The sequence below is a fragment of the Bacillus sp. YBWC18 genome, from assembly GCF_002998775.1.
GTDB lineage: Bacteria > Bacillota > Bacilli > Bacillales > Bacillaceae > Bacillus.
Genome location: NZ_PVRI01000001.1, coordinates 597,241 through 615,490 on the forward strand (window position 1 = coordinate 597,241; position 18,250 = coordinate 615,490).

Consider the following 18,250-nt stretch of genomic DNA (forward strand, 5'->3'; position numbering starts at 1 on the left):
AGCATAATGTATGGAAATCGCCGCAATTTTATTTAGTTTATTTTTCGCTTTAAATATTGGCGCGAGTGGTGCAGCTGCTTCGATGGGCATCGCGTACGGGTCAGGTGCTATTCAAAAGCCTATCTATGCACTTAGCGTATGTGCAGTTGGGATTTTAGCAGGTTCAGTCATTGGCGGCGGTGAGGTCGTCAAAACGATCAGCTCTGGGATTATGCCGGAATCTGTGATCACACTAGAAATCGTTTGTATCATCATAGGCTCTGCCGCATTATCACTCTTCATTGCAAACTTATTGGCCATTCCTTTATCAACAAGTGAGGTCACAGTAGGTGCTGTCGTTGGAGTTGCAGTAGCGTATAAAGTATTGTATGTGAAATCCATTTTAGTCATTGTGTCATTTTGGGTCATCATTCCTGTTGTTGCTTTTCTTTTTACATTCGTTGTAGTCAAAATCATCAGAATGTTCCCGAAACGAACCTTGTCAAAAAAAGGCACCATGATTTTATCGATCGTTTTGATCATCAGTGGATTTCTAGAAGCGTTTTCTGCTGGGATGAACAATGTCGCAAATGCTGTAGGCCCCCTTGTTGCTTCAGGCATTTTATCCGTTGGGCAAGGAACACTTTACGGCGGACTTTTCGTTGCACTGGGTGCCCTTTTATTAGGAAGAAGAGTGCTTGAAACAAACGGAAAGAAAATCACCCGCTATCAAACAGGTGAAGGGATTTTGCTTTCGAGTACCGGTGCTGGACTTGTCATCGTCAGCTCTATTTTTGGGCTGCCAGTTCCACTTACCCAAATCACCTCCTCGTCTATCATTGGGCTTGGAATGGCAAAAGGCGGACCAAATATTTTTCATAAACATGTGGTGAAAAAAATGCTGAAAGTGTGGGTAGTGTCACCCTTTTTATCACTTAGCCTATCGTATTTGCTGGTGAGCCTTTTCTTAAAAGGAGACTATTATTCTATCTTTATCATGATGAGTGTACTGCTTGCCTCACTTGGTGCGCTGAGTCTGATGAAGGCAGTCAAAAATGAAAGCAGCTCGATTCATGAACAGGGCGGCGGGATTTAACGACAAATCCGACTATTTACATCTAATAAATATGAACATTGAGAGGAAGATGAACAAATGAGTTTAACACCACATGGTGGCGTATTAATTAATCGAGTAAATGAAGAGTATGATCTCAGCACGGCTGCAAAGGAAATTGAACTAGATGCTATCTCCTTTGCAGACCTTGAACTGATAGCAATTGGCGGGTATAGTCCAATTGAAGGGTTTTTAACAAAAGCTGATTATGAAGCCGTTGTGAGCAGTATGCGGTTAGCAAGTGGTGTCGTTTGGTCTCTTCCTATTACACTGCCAGTGACAAAGGAAAAGGCAGCGGAAATCCATCAAGGCGATATTGTGCGTCTATCGTATAATGGAACTGTATATGGGGTGATTGAAGTAGAGGATCAATACACACCAGATAAGGAAAAAGAAGCGGTGAATGTATATAAAACTGATAACCGCAATCATCCAGGCGTGAAAAAATTATTTGAACGCGGTGACATATACATTGGTGGTAAAATTACACTGACGAAACGCAGTGAAAAACCATTCCCTCAATTTACGTATGAGCCAGAAGAAACAAGACGGCATTTCAAAGAAAACGGCTGGAAAACCATTGTTGGTTTCCAAACGAGAAACCCTGTTCACCGTGCCCATGAATATATTCAAAAGACAGCACTTGAAACAGTCGATGGTTTGTTTTTAAATCCACTTGTCGGTGAAACAAAATCAGACGATATTCCGGCAGACGTGAGAATGAAAAGCTATCAAGTGTTATTGAACGGTTATTATCCAAAGGATCGCGTCTTTTTAGGTGTTTTTCCTGCGGCAATGCGTTATGCTGGTCCAAAGGAAGCAATCTTTCACGCGCTTGTTCGTAAAAATTACGGCTGCACTCATTTTATTGTGGGAAGAGATCATGCGGGTGTTGGTGATTATTACGGCACATACGAAGCGCAGGAGCTATTTGAACAATTTACAAGCGAAGAAATTGGCATTACCCCGTTAAAATTTGAACATAGCTTCTACTGTAATACATGTGAAGCAATGGCAACACCAAAAACATGTCCTCACGATAAAAGCGAGCATGTCATTCTTTCAGGTACAAAGGTTCGAACGATGCTGAGAAACGGTGAATTACCGCCAAGCACGTTCAGCCGAAAAGAAGTTATTGAAACATTAATCGAAGGATTAAAAACGACGGTATCTTAATGGGAGGGTATGACATGAGCAATGAACATATCGTGTGGCATGATTCATCTATTACAAAAAAAGAATATCAACAGAAAAACAATCATACGAGCGGCATTATTTGGCTCACGGGTCTAAGTGGGTCAGGTAAATCAACGATCGCAAATGCAGCGGCCAGAGAGCTGTTTGAACAAGGCTATCAAGTCACCGTTCTTGATGGCGATAATGTAAGGCATGGACTGAATAAAGATTTAGGGTTTTCAGATGATGACAGAAAAGAGAACATCCGCCGCATCGGAGAAGTGGCAAAGTTATTTGTTGAACAAGGAACGATTGTCATCACGGCTTTTATTTCTCCATTTCAAGAAGACCGCCGCATTGTCAGACAGTTAGTTGAAGCGGGAGAATTTCACGAAGTGTTTGTGAAATGTGATCTGAACGTATGCGAAGAGCGTGATCCAAAGGGCTTATATAAAAAAGCTAGAAATGGCGAAATTCCATTTTTCACCGGAATTGATTCACCGTATGAAGAACCAGCAGCACCTGAGCTCGTTCTAGATACAGGTGAATTATCTCGTGAAGAGTCCAAACAGCGTCTTGTTGATTATGTAAAGGGAAGAGCGAAATAATCGCCTGATGGCAGGGGGAGAAAAGCACGATGGGGAAAGTATACATTGTGGGGGCTGGACCTGGGGATCCAGACTTAATTACATTAAAAGCCCATAAGGCAATACAGCAGGCAGATGTCATTTTATATGATCGCCTTGTCAATCAAGAAATTCTCGCCCACGCCAAACCCAAGGCGGAATTAATCTATTGCGGCAAGCTGCCAAATCATCATACGATGAGACAGGAAGCCATCAATGAAGCCCTTGTGGCCCATGCAAAGGAAGGGAACGTTGTCGTTCGGCTGAAAGGCGGCGACCCCTTTGTATTCGGCCGAGGCGGTGAAGAAATCGAATGCTTAGCTGAGCACGGAATTCCGTATGAAGTCGTCCCTGGAATTACCTCTGGTATTGCAGCGGCCGCTTATGCAGGCATTCCCGTGACGCACCGTGAATTCAGCTCAAATGTCGCTTTTGTCACGGGTCACTATCAAAAGGATGAGCATTTTGAAGAAAAGTGGGAAGCGCTGGCTACAGGGATTGATACCCTTGTGATTTACATGGGCGTCAAAAACGTGGAAAGAGTGCAGCAGCTTCTTTTAAAAAATGGACGCGATCCTGAAACGCCAGCAGCGTTTATACACTGGGGAACCACGACGAGGCAAAAGACGACTTGCTGCACTGTGGCGACACTGTCTGAAACAGTTGAAAAAGAAGGCATCGAGCATCCAAGTTTAATTGTAGTTGGAGATGTCGTTCATTTTCACCAAAAACTGAGCTGGTTTGAACCCGCCTTAATCGAGAAATGAGAATGATAAAGAAAAGACACGTACATCGATCGTGTCTTTTCGTCTGATCAAAACAAGTAGAGGGAGGAGCCACATGAAACAAGCTGTACTTTATGTCGGGCATGGAAGCAGAGTAAAAGAAGCACAAGATAAAGCCATTTCTTTTATGAAAAGCTGTATGCCGTTAGTAGAAGCAGATATACAAGAAATTTGTTTTTTAGAACTGACAGCCCCTTCTATAGAAGAAGGATTTGAAGCCTGTGTGAAAAAAGGAGCTACACACATTGCGATCGTCCCGCTCCTCCTTTTAACTGCCATGCATGCCAAATCAGATATTCCAGTCGAGATTGAGAAAGTACAAAAGCGATATCCGCAAGTGAAGGTCACATACGGAAAACCAATCGGGGTCAATCAAGAAGTGACAAAAGCGGTTGCTGCAAGAATTGAAGAGGCAGGATATCAAGGCGGGAAAGCACAGATTCTTTTAATTGGCCGCGGAAGCTCTGACCCCGATGTGAAGCGGGATGTGTTTGGCATTGCGGACGATGTCCGGCGCCTGCTCCCTTTCGCAGAGGTCTTGCCATGTTTTATTACGGCATGTGAGCCAAATTACCGAGATGTTCTTGCGCAATTAACAGCAGATGATGATGCGCCTGTTTATCTCGTTCCTTACTTGTTGTTTACGGGTATTTTAATGAAAGAGATTGAAAATGAAGCGGCTCAGGCGAGAAAGAGGCTGAAAGATGTCCGGGTATGCCGGTATATTGGCTTTCATCCGCATGTAAAAGCGGCTTATATTGAACGCGTGCAAGAAACCATTTTAAACAAAGACGATGCGTTTCATTTCCAAGGAGAAAGCCATGCTTCCAGTCCATCTTGATTTAACCGATCAACAAGTGCTCATCGCCGGCGGTGGACGAATAGCCGCAAGAAGGGCAGAGGCGCTATGCATAGAGCCTTGCCATATAACCGTCGTGAGTCCTGATATTTCTAAAGAGATGGCACGTCTCATTGATACATACAACCTGAATTGGAAGGAAAAGAAAGTGGACGTGGAAGATTTAGAGGGTGCATTTTTCATTGTAGCTGCTACAAACGATCCAGCGGTAAATGAATGGATTGCACAAACAGCCCGGCCTCACCAGCTTGTGAATTGTGTGAGCCAATCAGAGCTTGGCAATGTGATCGTGCCAAAGATGGTCAAAGCAGGGAAAGTGACGATTTCAGTCTCTACAAGCGGTGCGAGCCCAGCTCGGACAAAACAACTGGCTGCGGAAATTGAGGCGTTGCTTGAACAAGAGGATGTAGATGCACTTGACGCTCTCTATATCGAAAGAAAAAAACAACAAAGAAAAAGCCGATAAAATCTCTTTAAGGGATTTTATCGGCTTTTATTATTTTCGCAGCTTTAGGACCACATCTTCGTCAGGCGTGACAAATAATGTTTGCTGCTGATCATACGTCACAAATCCTGGCTTTGCTCCATTTGGTTTTTTCACATGCCGGATTTTCGTATAATCGACAGGAACGGAGCTCGACTCTTTTGCTTTCGAGAAGTAGGCAGCGATTTGAGCCGCTTCAAGCAGCGTCTCTTCATCAGGCGCTTGATGACGGATGACGACATGTGATCCAGGAATATCCTTCGTATGCAGCCAAATGTCGTCACGGGCAGCAGCCTTTGTGGTTAAATACTCGTTTTGTTTGTTGTTTTTTCCGACTAAAATCGGAATACCTTGAGACGATTCATACGTTTCAAGCTGAATGGCCGCCTGTTTTTTCTTTTTGGCGTTGCGCTTTTGTTTGGCGCGTAAATATTTTCCTTCAACAAGTTCTTCTCTCATTTCCTCTAAATCCTTCGGTGAGGCAGAGGATAGCTGCTGAATCAACTCTTCAAAATAAGCAATCTCTTCATGCGTCCGCTCAATTTGTTCATTGACCGCTTCTACTGCATTTTTTGCCTTTTGATATTTTGTGAAATACCCTTGCGCATTTTCAGAAGGGGTTTTGTTTGTTTTGAGCGGGATCGTGATCTCTCCGCCATCTTCATCGTAATAATTGATGACAGTCGCTTCTTTATCTCCTTTTTTGATGGCATATAAATTGGCTGTTAACAATTCGCCATAGAGCTGATATTTATGTGCATGTTGAGATTCTTCAAGAGTTCTTTTCAGTTTTTTGAGCTTGTTTTCATTTTTCTTTTTTTCATTTACGACAAACCGTTCAAGGTCAGACGCCTGCTGTTTAACTCTGTCTCTCTCAGCTTTTCCGAAATAAAAGCGGTCAAGCAGCTGGCTGAGAGAGTCGAATGTCTTCATCTCGCCATGGACATGCTGAAGTTCTAATAAATAGAAATATTCTTTCCCGTCTTTTCTTGTGAGCTGCGGGGTAAAGGAGTGCATGCGAATAAGCTGGAACATGTCGAGCAGTGTATTTGGAATCGTTTCCTGATTGACAAGACCGGCCCTGTGTACAGCTTCCTTTGCAAACAGCGGAGAAACCCCAGAGAATGTATCGACAATTTGATTTGCGATCTTTCCTTCTTGAAAGCGTAAATGCTTTAAAATATCATCCTTCGTCACTTCAAACGGATTCAATTTTTGCTGTGCAGGCGGCAGAAGGTATTCGTGACCAGGAAGTACCGTTCGATAGCTGTTCACAGATGGAGAAAGATGCTTTAGGCCATCGATGATCTGCTGCGTGTCATCTTCTACAAGAATCAAATTACTATGCCTTCCCATGATTTCAATGTAGAGCTTTCGCGTCTGTTCATCGCCAATTTCATTGCGGCTTCGTACATGAAGTACGATTACCCGGTCAAATCCAATCTGTTCAAAACGTTCAATGAATCCGCCCTCAAGATGCTTTCTGAGGAGCATACAAAACATTGGAGGTTCGCTTGGATTGTCATATTGATGCTCTGTGAGCTGAATTCTAGCGTAGCTCGGATGAGCGGATAAAAGGAGCTTGTGATTTTTTCCGTTTGCCCGGATATGAAAAATCAGCTCGTGCTTATATGGCTGATGAATTTTTGAAATTCTTCCGCCAGTTAATGTCTCTTGCAATTCATTTGTCATACCATATGTAAAAATGCCGTCAAATGACATGTTGGATACACCCTCTTCTTTCACACAAATCTACTGAAAGAACCTTCCGTTTCTCGTTCTTTAGGCAGTCTTATTATTATAGCATGATTTAGGACGAGTCTGAATAAACTGGCTTATAGAACACTGCATATGAGAGAGAACAAAAGAGGAGTGGACGAGGTCAAATGAATTGGCATGAACTGAACCAAACCGATTTATTAAAAACAATGAATACATCGATAGGTGACGGACTGTCAGAAAAAGATGTGCAAAAACGGCTTGAAAAACACGGGCCAAATGAATTGCAGGAAGGGAAAAAGGCGTCGGCTCTGATCATTTTTTTAGCGCAATTTAAAGATTTTATGGTGTTAATTTTGCTTGCGGCAACGATCATTTCTGCTTTTTTAGGCGAATACATTGATGCTGTAGCAATTGTAGCGATTGTTCTGATTAATGGAGTGCTCGGCTTTTATCAAGAACGTCGCGCGGAAAAATCTCTTCAAGCGCTAAAGGAATTATCAACCCCGCATGTGTATGCAAGGAGAAATAATGAATGGGTCAAGATCCCGTCTAAACATCTCGTGCCAGGGGATATTGTGAAATTTTCGAGTGGAGACCGGATTGGGGCAGACATTAGATTACTAGAAACCAAAAGTTTAGAAATTGAAGAGTCCGCTCTCACTGGCGAGTCCATCCCTGCGGTCAAACACGCAAGTCCGCTTTCACGAGACCATGTCTCGCTTGGAGATTTGACGAACATGGCCTTTATGGGGACGCTTGTCACTAGAGGAAGCGGCGTGGGCGTTGTGATTGGTACAGGAATGAATACAGCGATGGGACAAATTGCCGGCATGCTGGATGCAGCAGGGAATATGGAAACACCGCTGCAAAGACGTCTCGAACAGCTGGGAAAAATCCTGATTGTTGCTGCTTTATTTTTAACGGTGCTCGTTGTGGTTCTTGGCGTTGTACAAGGACATGATTTGTATCATATGTTCCTGGCGGGAGTATCTCTTGCAGTTGCTGCCATTCCTGAAGGACTGCCGGCGATTGTTACCGTCGCACTTTCCTTAGGAGTGCAGCGGATGATCAAACAAAAATCGATTGTCAGAAAGCTTCCGGCGGTGGAAACACTTGGCTGCGCGTCGATCATTTGCTCAGATAAAACAGGAACAATGACGCAAAATAAAATGACTGTGACACATGTATGGGCAGAGGGCAAAACGTGGAATATTTCTGGTACAGGCTATGAGCCATCTGGTGATTTCACCTTAAACGGAGAACTTGTCCATGTAGACAAACATCCAAGTCTGCAAAAGGTGTTATTATACGGGGCGCTTTGTAATACATCGACCATCATTGAAAAAGATGGGGAGATGAGGCTTGATGGAGATCCGACAGAGGGGGCACTTCTCACCGCAGCACGTAAAGCAGGGTTTACAGAGCAATTCATCGAAGCCGGATTTCACGTTGTAGAGGAGTTTCCTTTTGATTCAGAAAGAAAGATGATGTCAGTCGTCGTCGAAACGAATCAAAAAGAGCGGTATGTCATTGCAAAAGGTGCGCCGGATGTCCTGATGAACCGTTCAAGTCATATCATGCACGGCGGCCGCACAGCTTCTTTTTCAACCACTCACAGGCAAGAAACAGAGGCTGCGATTCAAGGCTTAGCAAGACAAGCGCTGAGAACGATTGCCATTGCGTATAAAAAAGTCGGTCTGACAGAAACAATCAACTCTGTCCAGCAGGCTGAAACCGATTTGACATTTATCGGGTTAGAGGGCATGATCGATCCACCTCGTCCTGAAGTCAGACGAGCGATTAAAGAGTGCAGGGATGCTGGCATAAAAACAGTCATGATTACAGGGGATCACGTGGAAACAGCCAAAGCGATTGCCAAAGACTTGAGCCTTTTACCAAAGCAAGGAAAGGTGCTCGACGGAAAAGCGCTGGATCAGATGAGTGACAAAGAGCTTGAGCAAACGGCTGAAAATGTATACGTCTTTGCACGGGTATCACCTGAGCATAAGCTGAGAATTGTGAAGGCCTATCAAAAAAATGGACATATTGTGGCGATGACAGGTGACGGGGTCAATGATGCGCCTGCGATTAAGCAAGCAGATATCGGCATCTCCATGGGCATCACTGGAACAGACGTAGCCAAAGAAGCATCTTCTCTTATTTTACTTGATGACAACTTTGCGACCATTAAATCCGCCATTAAAGAAGGCCGGAATATTTATGAAAACATTCGGAAGTTTGTCCGGTATTTGCTGGCATCCAATGTTGGAGAAATTTTGGTTATGCTGTTCGCGATGCTCCTAGCGCTTCCGCTTCCTCTCGTTCCTATTCAAATTTTATGGGTCAACCTTGTCACAGATGGTCTTCCAGCGATGGCACTTGGCATGGATAAGCCAGAAGGCGATGTCATGAAGCGAAAGCCGAGGAACATGAAAGAGGGCATTTTTGCTAGAGGGCTCGGCTGGAAGGTTGTATCTAGAGGATTCCTCATCGGGCTTGCGACCCTTTTAGCATTTATGTTTGTGTATCACCGCGATCCAAACAACCTGCAATATGCACAGACTGTTGCATTTAGTACGCTTGTTTTGGCGCAGCTCATTCATGTATTTGACTGCCGCAGTGAACGGTCCATCTTTGAACGCAATCCATTCGGGAATCTTTACTTGATCGGTGCGGTTTTGTCATCACTTTTACTTATGTTTGTGGTCATTTATTATCCGCCGCTTCAGCCGATTTTCAAAACGGTGGCCATTGCACCAATTGATTGGCTGCTGATCATCGGTATGTCTGCACTGCCAACTTTTTTACTGGCAGGATCACTTTTGACAAGAAAAAAATAATTCGTTATGGTATAATTTTGAGGTAATAGTGTCTGCTATTACCTTTTTCATTTTATTAATATGAAAGAATTGGGTGTTTTGACATGATACGCAGTATGACGGGATTCGGCCAAGCGAGTAAAACGGATGGAGAACTGACAGTGTCAGTTGAGCTAAAATCGGTCAATCACCGTTTTAAAGAGGTTCATGCCCGTTTGCCGAGGCCGCTTTTATATTTCGAAGACACATTAAAAAAAATCATTCTTCGTTACGTGCAGCGCGGTAGAATTGAGCTGTTTGTCACGATTGAAGGCGGTAAACTAGCAAGCCGGTCCTTGCAGATCGACTGGCCGCTGCTTGATGAATACATGAAAGCCGCAAAAGACCTCGAGAAGCGCTATCACATTTCAGGCATTCAGCATGTACATGACTTACTGGGGCTGGAGCATGCCGTTCAAGTAGAAGAGTCGGCCAGCCGAAATGAGCAGTTAGAGCAATTGCTGATGGATGCTTGTGAAACGGCTGTCAAGGAGCTTTGCTTCATGAGAGAGCAGGAGGGGACATCACTTCAAAAAGACTGTGAGCTGAGGCTTTCTGAATTAGAGGCCTATACAGAAGAAATCAAAGTCTTTGCACCAGAAGTTGTGACTCAGTATAAAGACAGGCTCAATCAGCGATTGCAAGAATGGATCGGAGAGGCGCTTGACGAAAGCAGATTGACAACAGAGGCTGCCATCTTTGCTGACCGCTGTGACATTACAGAAGAGATTACGAGATTGAAAAGTCACTTTCAACAGTTCCAGCAAATCTTGATGCAAGGCGGTGCTGCCGGCAGAAAACTTGATTTTCTTGTACAGGAGCTCAACCGTGAAGTGAACACCATTGGCTCAAAAGCGAACCATCATCATTTAACAAAGCTGGTGGTTGAAATGAAAAGTGCTATTGAAAAAATAAAAGAACAAGTGCAAAATATAGAATAGTCATTGTGTATGCTGTTTACAGTACGTCTCTTTCGGCGAGACTAGAGACGTTTATATTACAGGGGGACGTTAGAAGATGACCATAAAGTTGATCAATATCGGATTTGGAAACATCATTTCAGCGAATCGGATGATTTCGATCGTCAGTCCAGAATCAGCACCGATTAAACGAATGATACAAGACGCAAGAGATCGAGGCATGCTCATAGATGCTACATACGGAAGAAGAACCCGTGCTGTTGTCATTATGGACAGTGACCATGTCATCTTATCTGCCGTTCAGCCTGAGACTGTCGCGCAAAGACTTTCTGTAAAAGAAGAAATCATAGATGAAGGGCAGGGGTAATACGCCATTATGAAAGAAAGAGGACTTTTAATCGTTCTCTCTGGACCTTCGGGAGTTGGAAAAGGAACGGTCAGACAAGCCATTTTCTCCCAGGAAGATACGAAATTTGAATACTCTATTTCTGTGACGACACGTAAACCGCGTGAAGGTGAAAGAAATGGTGTCGATTATTTCTTTAAATCCAGGGAAGAATTTGAACATATGATTGAAAACAAAAAGCTGTTAGAATGGGCAGAGTATGTCGGGAATTACTACGGCACGCCTGTTGACTATGTAGAACAGACATTAAGCGAAGGAAAAGATGTTTTCCTTGAAATCGAAGTGCAAGGTGCACTTCAAGTAAGAGAAGCATTCCCAGAAGGTCTTTTTATTTTCCTTGCACCGCCTAGTCTTTCAGAACTTCAAAACCGCATCATTACACGTGGTACAGAGTCTGAGGAACTCATTCGCAATCGAATGGCTGCTGCAAAAGAAGAGATTGAAATGATGGATGCTTACGACTATGTCGTGGAAAACGATGATGTCGAGCTTGCTTGTGAAAGAATCAAAGCGATCGTCCTTGCAGAACACCTGCGCAGAGACAGAGTCGCACCAAGATATAAAAAAATGCTGGGGGTAGAATAAACTATGTTAGATCCTTCAATTGACTCATTGATGAACAAACTTGATTCAAAATATACACTTGTGACAGTGTCTGCACGCCGTGCACGTGAAATGCAGATCCACCAAGATCAGCAAATTGAAAATACAAAGTCTTACAAATTCGTAGGCAAAGCACTGGAAGAAATCGATGCCGGTCTTTTGACATTTGAAAAAGAGGATCAAGAATAACACATCGCTTCTGCTATGCAGATACGATACGTTCAAAAAAGTCAAAACTATGATTGGTTTTGACTTTTTTGAATTGTAGACGAATTTGTGAAAAAGGCCGTTAAGGGGGACAAACAAATGTTACAGTCAAAAAATATTTTGCTCGGCGTCAGCGGAGGAATCGCCGTATATAAAGCAGCTGCTCTTACTAGTAAACTCGTACAGGCGGGCGCAAATGTAAGAGTGATTATGACGGAATCTGCCCGTGAATTTGTGTCTCCGCTTACCTTCCAAGCTCTGTCTCGACATGAGGTGTATGTGGATACATTTAAAGAAAACAATCCAAAAGTCATTGCGCATATTGACGTAGCTGACTGGGCCGATCTCATTCTTGTTGCCCCTGCAACAGCACATACGATTGGTAAAATGGCGGCAGGGCTTGCAGGTGATATGCTCACGACGACCTTACTTGCTTCAACCGCTCCTGTATGGATCGCACCAGCAATGAATGTGCATATGTATGATCACCCGGCTGTAAAGCGGAACATTCGCACATTATATGAGGACGGCTACCGGTTTATTGAGCCGAGTGAAGGTTATTTAGCCTGCGGCTACATTGGAAAAGGGCGGTTAGAGGAGCCTGAAAAAATTGTTGAGCACATCCGTGCATTTTTTGAAGAGCCAAAAAGCTTACCGCTTTCAGGTGAAAAAGTCGTGGTGACAGCAGGTCCTACACGAGAAGTCATCGATCCTGTGCGTTTCTTTACAAATCGATCGTCAGGAAAAATGGGCTATGCGATTGCAGAGGCTGCGCAGCAAATGGGGGCTGATGTCACGCTCATTTCAGGACCTGTTTCTTTAACGGCACCTGACCATGTACATGTGGTGCACGTTGAATCGGCAGAGGACATGTATCAAGCCGTATTAGATGTGTACGAGGAAGCGGACCTTGTCATTAAATCAGCAGCTGTCGCCGACTATACCCCTGTGACATCATATCCTCATAAAATGAAAAAACAGGACGGCGCCTTAGAGATTGAATTCACCCGGACAAAAGATATTTTAAAAGAGCTGGGGAAAAGAAAAGAGCATCAAGTGCTTGTCGGTTTTGCAGCTGAAACGCAGGATGTAGAATATTACGCGAAAAAGAAAATCGAATCCAAGCATTTAGATATGATTGTGGCCAACAACGTCACAAAAGAAGGTGCAGGCTTTGGCACAGACACAAATGTAGCAGCAATCATCAAAGCAGATGGTACAACAAAAGAGCTGCCGATGATGAGCAAAAAAGACCTCGCTTTTGAAATCTTAAAGGAGGCAAAACAGCTGTTGCCAAAAGAGCGTGATCGAGCATGATTGCTGAAGTCATCGTGGATGTCACAACGAAAGCCATTGACCGGCCATTCGATTACCGTGTACCAGATCGATTCAAAGATCTCGTCAAAGCGGGAATGAGGGTGGTCGTTCCCTTTGGCCCAAGGAAGATTCAAGGGTTTGTGACAAAAGTCAAAGACGAAACAGACATAAAGACAGGAAACATCAAGGACATTGTCGATTTATTTGATTTATCACCTGTTCTGACAGATGAGCTATTGGAGCTTTCCCACTGGCTGACGGAAAAAACATTGTCCTATCACATTACGGCACTTCAATCGATGCTGCCTGCAGCCATGAAGGCGAAGTATGAAAAAGAAATTCAGGTGCTGTCAGATGAAGAACTTCCGCAGTCATTGAAAGAGCTTTTCGGTCAGCGAGATAGCATTCTTTACGCTGACATCCCGGCCGAACAACTAAAACAGATTCAAAAGCATGTCCAAAAAGGTCATCTAGAGGTAAGGTATCACGTCTCGCAAAAATCTGGAAAGAAAAAGGTGCGCATGCTCCATCTAGCTGTATCGAAAGATAAGCTTGAAGAAAAACAACAGCAGCTTAAGAAAAATGCGGTGAAACAAAAGGCACTGCTCTCCTTTTTGCTTCAAGCGAGTGAGACGACCTTTTTAGCGAAAGACTTGCAGCAGCAAACAGGCGCGAGTTCTCAAACGCTTAAAACCTTTATTCAAGAAGGGCTGCTAACAGAAAGCTATGAAGAGGTCTACCGTGATCCTTATCGTGACCGGGCGTTTACACCATCTGCTTCACTTGATCTCATGCCAGAACAAGCAGAAGCGGCAAAACATATTCATCAAGCAGTCAGTGATGACCGGCATGAAACCTTTCTGCTGCACGGGGTGACAGGAAGCGGTAAAACGGAAATATACTTGCAGACGATTGATCATGCCCTTCAAAAAGGAAAAGAAGCGATCGTCCTCGTTCCTGAAATCTCGTTAACCCCTCAAATGGTTCAGCGGTTTAAAGAACGGTTCGGCTCAAATGTGGCTGTACTTCACAGCGGCTTATCGACAGGGGAAAAATATGATGAATGGCGGAAAATCCACCGCAAGGAAGTCAAGCTTGTCGTGGGCGCGAGATCTGCTGTTTTCGCTCCATTTGAAAATCTAGGCATGATTATCATAGATGAAGAGCATGAATCTTCTTATAAACAAGAAGAAATGCCTCGTTATCATGCCAAGGATGTCGCCATTGAACGAGCCAGAAGGCATCGATGCCCAGTCGTATTAGGCAGTGCAACCCCTTCACTTGAAACCTATGCGCGTGCGAAAAAAGGCGTGTTTACATTGCTGGCGCTCAAAAACCGGGTCAACCAGCAGCAGCTGCCGCACGTTTCGTTAATTGATATGAGAGAAGAATTGAGAAATGGCAACAGGTCCATGTTTTCAGAAGAATTAATGCTCAGATTAAAGGAAGTGCTTGAAAGAAAAGAACAAGCCGTCTTATTTCTGAATAAAAGGGGCTATTCATCCTTTGTGATGTGCCGTGATTGCGGATATGTGGAGCAATGTCCTCATTGCGAAATTTCTCTCACCTATCACCGCTATCAAAAACGGCTGAAATGCCATTATTGCGGGCACGAAGCACCGGTGCCTGCTGAATGTCCAGAATGCCATAGTGAGCATATTCGCTATTTTGGGACGGGTACGCAGCGTGTAGAAGAAGAGCTTACAAAAGTACTGCCTGAGGCAAGAGTGATCCGAATGGATGTGGATACAACGTCTCGTAAAGGTGCTCACGAAAAGCTCCTCACGTCTTTTGGCAATAAAGAAGCGGACATTTTGCTCGGGACGCAGATGATAGCAAAAGGGCTAGATTTCCCAGATGTCACACTTGTTGGTGTTCTCAGTGCGGATACGTCTCTTCATATTCCTGATTTTCGTTCAAGTGAAAAAACATTTCAGCTTCTCACGCAGGTCAGCGGCAGGGCAGGACGTCATGAAAAAGCGGGTTCTGTGATCATTCAATCGTATACGCCTTCTCACTATAGTATTGAATTAACGAAGCAGCATGACTATGAAGCCTTTTATGAACAGGAGATGCTGCATCGCCGCCACCAGTCCTATCCGCCGTATTACTATTTGGCAATGGTGACGGTATCACACGAGGAAGTGACGAAGGCAGCGCATGTCACTGATCAAATTGTCCAGTTCCTAAAAATGAACTGTGCACCGAATACAAGAATCCTTGGTCCGGCTGCATCACCAATCGCTAAGATCAAAGATAGATATCGATATCAATGCGTGATAAAATACAAAAGGGAAAATGAACTGGCAAGTTTACTACGGAAAATACAAGATCATTATCAAAAGGAAATGGAACAAAAACAATTGATGATTTCAATAGATATGAATCCATATATGATGATGTAAAACGGAGGGCTTTAAGTGGCAGTAAAACCAATAGTCATACATCCGGCAGAAGTACTTGAACAAAAGGCAGAGCCTGTTGATACGTTCGATAAAAAGCTCAAAAAACTGCTTGATGATATGTATGATACAATGCTTGAGCTAGATGGAGTCGGACTAGCAGCACCACAAATCGGCATTTCACAAAGAATGGCTGTTGTCGATATCGGAGAAGAACCTGGCAGAATTGATTTAGTGAATCCCGAGGTTCTTGAAGTGAAAGGAAGTCAAACAGATATTGAAGGCTGCCTGAGCTTTCCATCTTTATATGGCACAGTAGAAAGACCGAGCTATGTGAAGGTAAAAGCCTTTGATAAGAAAGGCAAACCATTTACAATAGAAGCAGAAGGATTTTTAGCAAGAGCCTTATTGCACGAAATTGATCATTTAGACGGCATATTATTCACGTCGAAAATCATTCAAACCTATACAGAAAAAGAACTTGCGGAAATGGAAGGGTGAAGAAAATGGCACGTATTGTATTTATGGGAACCCCTGATTTCTCAGTACCTGTGCTGCAAACACTCATAACAGAAGGATACGAAGTTGTCGGGGTCGTCACGCAGCCAGATCGCCCAAAAGGCAGAAAACGAGTACTCACACCGCCTCCTGTGAAAGTAGAAGCCTTAAAGCACGGCATTCCTGTACTGCAGCCTGAAAAGGTGCGTCTTGATGAAGAAATTGATAAAGTGCTTTCATTAAAGCCCGATTTAATTGTAACGGCGGCATTTGGACAAATTCTACCAAAACGATTACTGGATGAACCTCAGTTTGGCTGTATCAATGTTCATGCCTCACTGCTGCCAGAACTAAGAGGCGGCGCGCCGATCCATTATGCGATCCTTCAAGGTAAAAAGAAAACAGGCGTCACCATCATGTACATGGTGGAACGACTCGATGCAGGGGACATGATCAGTAAAGTAGAAGTAGAAATCGACGAATTAGACAATGTCGGTACATTACATGACAAATTAAGTGTAGCAGGCGCCGCATTGCTGAAAGATACTGTGCCAAATGTTCTGAGCGGATCTATTTCTCCAATTCCGCAAAATGAAGAAGCGGCAACGTACGCACCTAATATAAAGCGAGAGCAAGAAAGGTTAGACTGGACAAAGACCGGAGAAGAGCTTTACAACCAAGTTCGCGGCTTAAATCCATGGCCAGTTGCCTATACTGAATGGAACGGGGCTCATCTAAAAGTATGGGAAGCGAAAAAAGTTCCACTTCAAGTGCAAGAAGAACCTGGGAAAGTGATTGAGCTTCAAAAAGAAGGTCCGGTCATTGGAACTGGGAATAAGCAAGGCCTTTTATTAACAGGTGTGCAGCCAGCTGGTAAGAAAAAAATGAGCGGCGAAGACTTCTTAAGAGGCGCAAATATCGAAATTGGACAGAAATTAGGGTTAATGAATGAAGAAAAGTAATGTGAGAGAAGTAGCGCTGGACGCTTTAATCAAACTCGAACAAAACCAAGCTTACAGTAATTTGCTTTTGCAGTCAGTCATGAAAGACAAAGACTTGGCAGATCAGGACAAACCGCTCTTAACAGAGCTTGTGTACGGTACACTGCAAAATAAGCTGGCATTAGATTATATGCTGGCACCATTTGTGAAAAAACCGCAAAAGGTGGCTCCATGGGTCATGCAGCTTTTGCGAATGTCTCTTTATCAAATGGTCTACCTTGAAAAGATTCCAGACCGTGCAGCCATCCATGAAGCAGTTGAGCTAACGAAAAAGAGAGGGCACAAGGGCATTTCTTCACTTGTGAACGGCGTTCTTCGTTCCGTGCAAAGAGAAGGTGTTCCGGCTTTTGATGACATCAAAGATCCGGTCAAGCGGCTTTCAATTGAGACAAGCCACCCATTATGGCTCGTGCAGGAATGGGTTCAGTCGTACGGATTTGAAGCGGCAGAAAGCATGTGCCGCATTCATTTAGTACCGCCAAAGCAAACCCTCCGTGTCAATCGAATGAAAACCGGCCGCGCGGCATTGCAGCAAGAACTGCTGGATGCCGGAATCGAAACGGAGCTCGGCGACTTATCTGAAGATGCACTCAAGCTGATGAAAGGGTCCATCGTTTCAACCCCTTCTTTTCAAGAAGGCTATGTGACCATTCAAGATGAAAGCTCAATGCTTGTCGCAAGAGCACTAGACCCTCAGCCGGGAGAAACAGTGCTTGACGCCTGTGCGGCTCCAGGCGGAAAATCAACACATATCGCAGAGCGTATGAACGACGAAGGACAAATTGTTTCACTTGATTTACATGAACACAAAGTGAAACTCATCAAACAAGCAGCAAAACGCCTGAACCTTACTCAGATTGAGGCAAAAGCGCTTGATGCGAGGAAAGCGAAAGACTATTACAGCGAAGCTTCATTTGACCGTATTCTGATTGATGCGCCGTGTTCTGGTTTTGGCGTCATCAGACGAAAACCAGATATGAAATATACAAAGTCTCCAGAAGACTCAGCAAGGCTTGCTGCTATTCAGCAGGCAATCTTAAAAGAAGCAGCTCCGCTTTTAAAGCCTGGCGGATCCCTTGTATATAGTACATGTACAATGGACCCAACAGAAAATCAACAAGTGATTCATGCGTTTTTACAAGAACACCAAGACTTCGAACCCGATCTATCTCTTAATGAACGGCTGCCTGAGCAGGTTGCTCCGTTTGTTCAAAACGGAAGTGTACAAATTCTTCCTCATTATTTCGGAACAGATGGTTTCTTTATTTGCAGCATGAGAAAGAAGGGATAAAA

17 protein-coding genes are annotated in these 18,250 nt (G+C 43.9%); 16 read left to right on the top strand and 1 reads right to left on the bottom strand.

The window, feature by feature from the left end; genetic code table 11:
• Nucleotides 1-10 precede the first annotated feature (10 nt).
• The 6 genes from cysP (at nucleotide 11) to C6348_RS03190 (ending at nucleotide 5,005) form a co-directional block, all read left to right on the top strand.
• Complete coding sequence (cysP, locus tag C6348_RS03165) at nucleotides 11-1,075, top strand: sulfate permease (RefSeq protein ID WP_106041842.1); 1,065 nt, start codon at nucleotides 11-13, stop codon at nucleotides 1,073-1,075.
• Between the two features lie 57 nt (nucleotides 1,076-1,132).
• Nucleotides 1,133-2,269, top strand: a complete 1,137-nt coding sequence (gene sat / locus C6348_RS03170) for a sulfate adenylyltransferase (RefSeq protein WP_106041844.1) — start codon at nucleotides 1,133-1,135, stop codon at nucleotides 2,267-2,269.
• A 14-nt stretch (nucleotides 2,270-2,283) separates the two neighbouring features.
• Entirely contained in the window at nucleotides 2,284-2,877 is a 594-nt protein-coding gene (gene cysC, locus C6348_RS03175) for an adenylyl-sulfate kinase (RefSeq protein WP_034662471.1), read from the top strand.
• A gap of 29 nt (nucleotides 2,878-2,906) precedes the next feature.
• The gene (cobA, locus tag C6348_RS03180; protein ID WP_106041846.1) at nucleotides 2,907-3,662 is read left to right on the top strand and encodes a uroporphyrinogen-III C-methyltransferase; all 756 of its coding nucleotides are present in this window, start codon (nucleotides 2,907-2,909) and stop codon (nucleotides 3,660-3,662) included.
• Between the two features lie 73 nt (nucleotides 3,663-3,735).
• Nucleotides 3,736-4,521, top strand: a complete 786-nt coding sequence (locus C6348_RS03185) for a sirohydrochlorin chelatase (RefSeq protein WP_034662465.1) — start codon at nucleotides 3,736-3,738, stop codon at nucleotides 4,519-4,521.
• Nucleotides 4,502-5,005: a precorrin-2 dehydrogenase/sirohydrochlorin ferrochelatase family protein gene (locus C6348_RS03190; RefSeq protein ID WP_106041848.1), complete on the top strand. Its 504-nt coding sequence runs from the start codon at nucleotides 4,502-4,504 to the stop codon at nucleotides 5,003-5,005. Before C6348_RS03185 ends, C6348_RS03190 begins: the two co-directional genes overlap by 20 nt.
• Nucleotides 5,006-5,035: 30 nt before the next feature.
• Here the strand turns inward: C6348_RS03190 and C6348_RS03195 are convergent, their stop codons facing one another.
• Nucleotides 5,036-6,745, bottom strand: a complete 1,710-nt coding sequence (locus C6348_RS03195) for an Rqc2 family fibronectin-binding protein (protein WP_106041850.1) — start codon at nucleotides 6,743-6,745, stop codon at nucleotides 5,036-5,038.
• Between the two features lie 164 nt (nucleotides 6,746-6,909).
• Between C6348_RS03195 and C6348_RS03200 the strand changes: the two genes are divergently transcribed.
• The 10 genes from C6348_RS03200 (at nucleotide 6,910) to rsmB (ending at nucleotide 18,248) form a co-directional block, all read left to right on the top strand.
• Entirely contained in the window at nucleotides 6,910-9,585 is a 2,676-nt protein-coding gene (locus tag C6348_RS03200) for a calcium-translocating P-type ATPase, SERCA-type (protein ID WP_106041852.1), read from the top strand.
• Nucleotides 9,586-9,668: 83 nt separating this feature from the next.
• Nucleotides 9,669-10,544, top strand: coding sequence for a YicC/YloC family endoribonuclease (locus C6348_RS03205; RefSeq protein WP_106037773.1), 876 nt, complete (start codon nucleotides 9,669-9,671; stop codon nucleotides 10,542-10,544).
• Between the two features lie 76 nt (nucleotides 10,545-10,620).
• Nucleotides 10,621-10,890, top strand: coding sequence for an extracellular matrix/biofilm regulator RemA (gene remA / locus C6348_RS03210; protein ID WP_008344898.1), 270 nt, complete (start codon nucleotides 10,621-10,623; stop codon nucleotides 10,888-10,890).
• A gap of 9 nt (nucleotides 10,891-10,899) precedes the next feature.
• Nucleotides 10,900-11,514 (top strand): guanylate kinase, encoded by a 615-nt coding sequence (gmk, locus tag C6348_RS03215; RefSeq protein WP_003212381.1) that lies wholly within the window; start codon nucleotides 10,900-10,902, stop codon nucleotides 11,512-11,514.
• Nucleotides 11,515-11,517: 3 nt separating this feature from the next.
• Nucleotides 11,518-11,721: a DNA-directed RNA polymerase subunit omega gene (gene rpoZ, locus C6348_RS03220; RefSeq protein ID WP_003211647.1), complete on the top strand. Its 204-nt coding sequence runs from the start codon at nucleotides 11,518-11,520 to the stop codon at nucleotides 11,719-11,721.
• A gap of 117 nt (nucleotides 11,722-11,838) precedes the next feature.
• On the top strand, nucleotides 11,839-13,056 hold the full coding sequence (gene coaBC, locus C6348_RS03225; protein ID WP_106041854.1) for a bifunctional phosphopantothenoylcysteine decarboxylase/phosphopantothenate--cysteine ligase CoaBC: 1,218 nt from the start codon (nucleotides 11,839-11,841) through the stop codon (nucleotides 13,054-13,056).
• Entirely contained in the window at nucleotides 13,053-15,461 is a 2,409-nt protein-coding gene (gene priA, locus C6348_RS03230) for a primosomal protein N' (protein ID WP_106041856.1), read from the top strand. Before coaBC ends, priA begins: the two co-directional genes overlap by 4 nt.
• A gap of 15 nt (nucleotides 15,462-15,476) precedes the next feature.
• Nucleotides 15,477-15,959 (top strand): peptide deformylase, encoded by a 483-nt coding sequence (gene def / locus C6348_RS03235; protein WP_034662448.1) that lies wholly within the window; start codon nucleotides 15,477-15,479, stop codon nucleotides 15,957-15,959.
• 5 nt (nucleotides 15,960-15,964) lie between these two features.
• Nucleotides 15,965-16,918, top strand: coding sequence for a methionyl-tRNA formyltransferase (gene fmt, locus C6348_RS03240; RefSeq protein ID WP_060596221.1), 954 nt, complete (start codon nucleotides 15,965-15,967; stop codon nucleotides 16,916-16,918).
• Nucleotides 16,905-18,248, top strand: coding sequence for a 16S rRNA (cytosine(967)-C(5))-methyltransferase RsmB (rsmB, locus tag C6348_RS03245; RefSeq protein WP_060596222.1), 1,344 nt, complete (start codon nucleotides 16,905-16,907; stop codon nucleotides 18,246-18,248). The genes fmt and rsmB overlap by 14 nt, the downstream gene beginning before the upstream one ends.
• The last annotated feature ends 2 nt before the right edge of the window (nucleotides 18,249-18,250 follow it).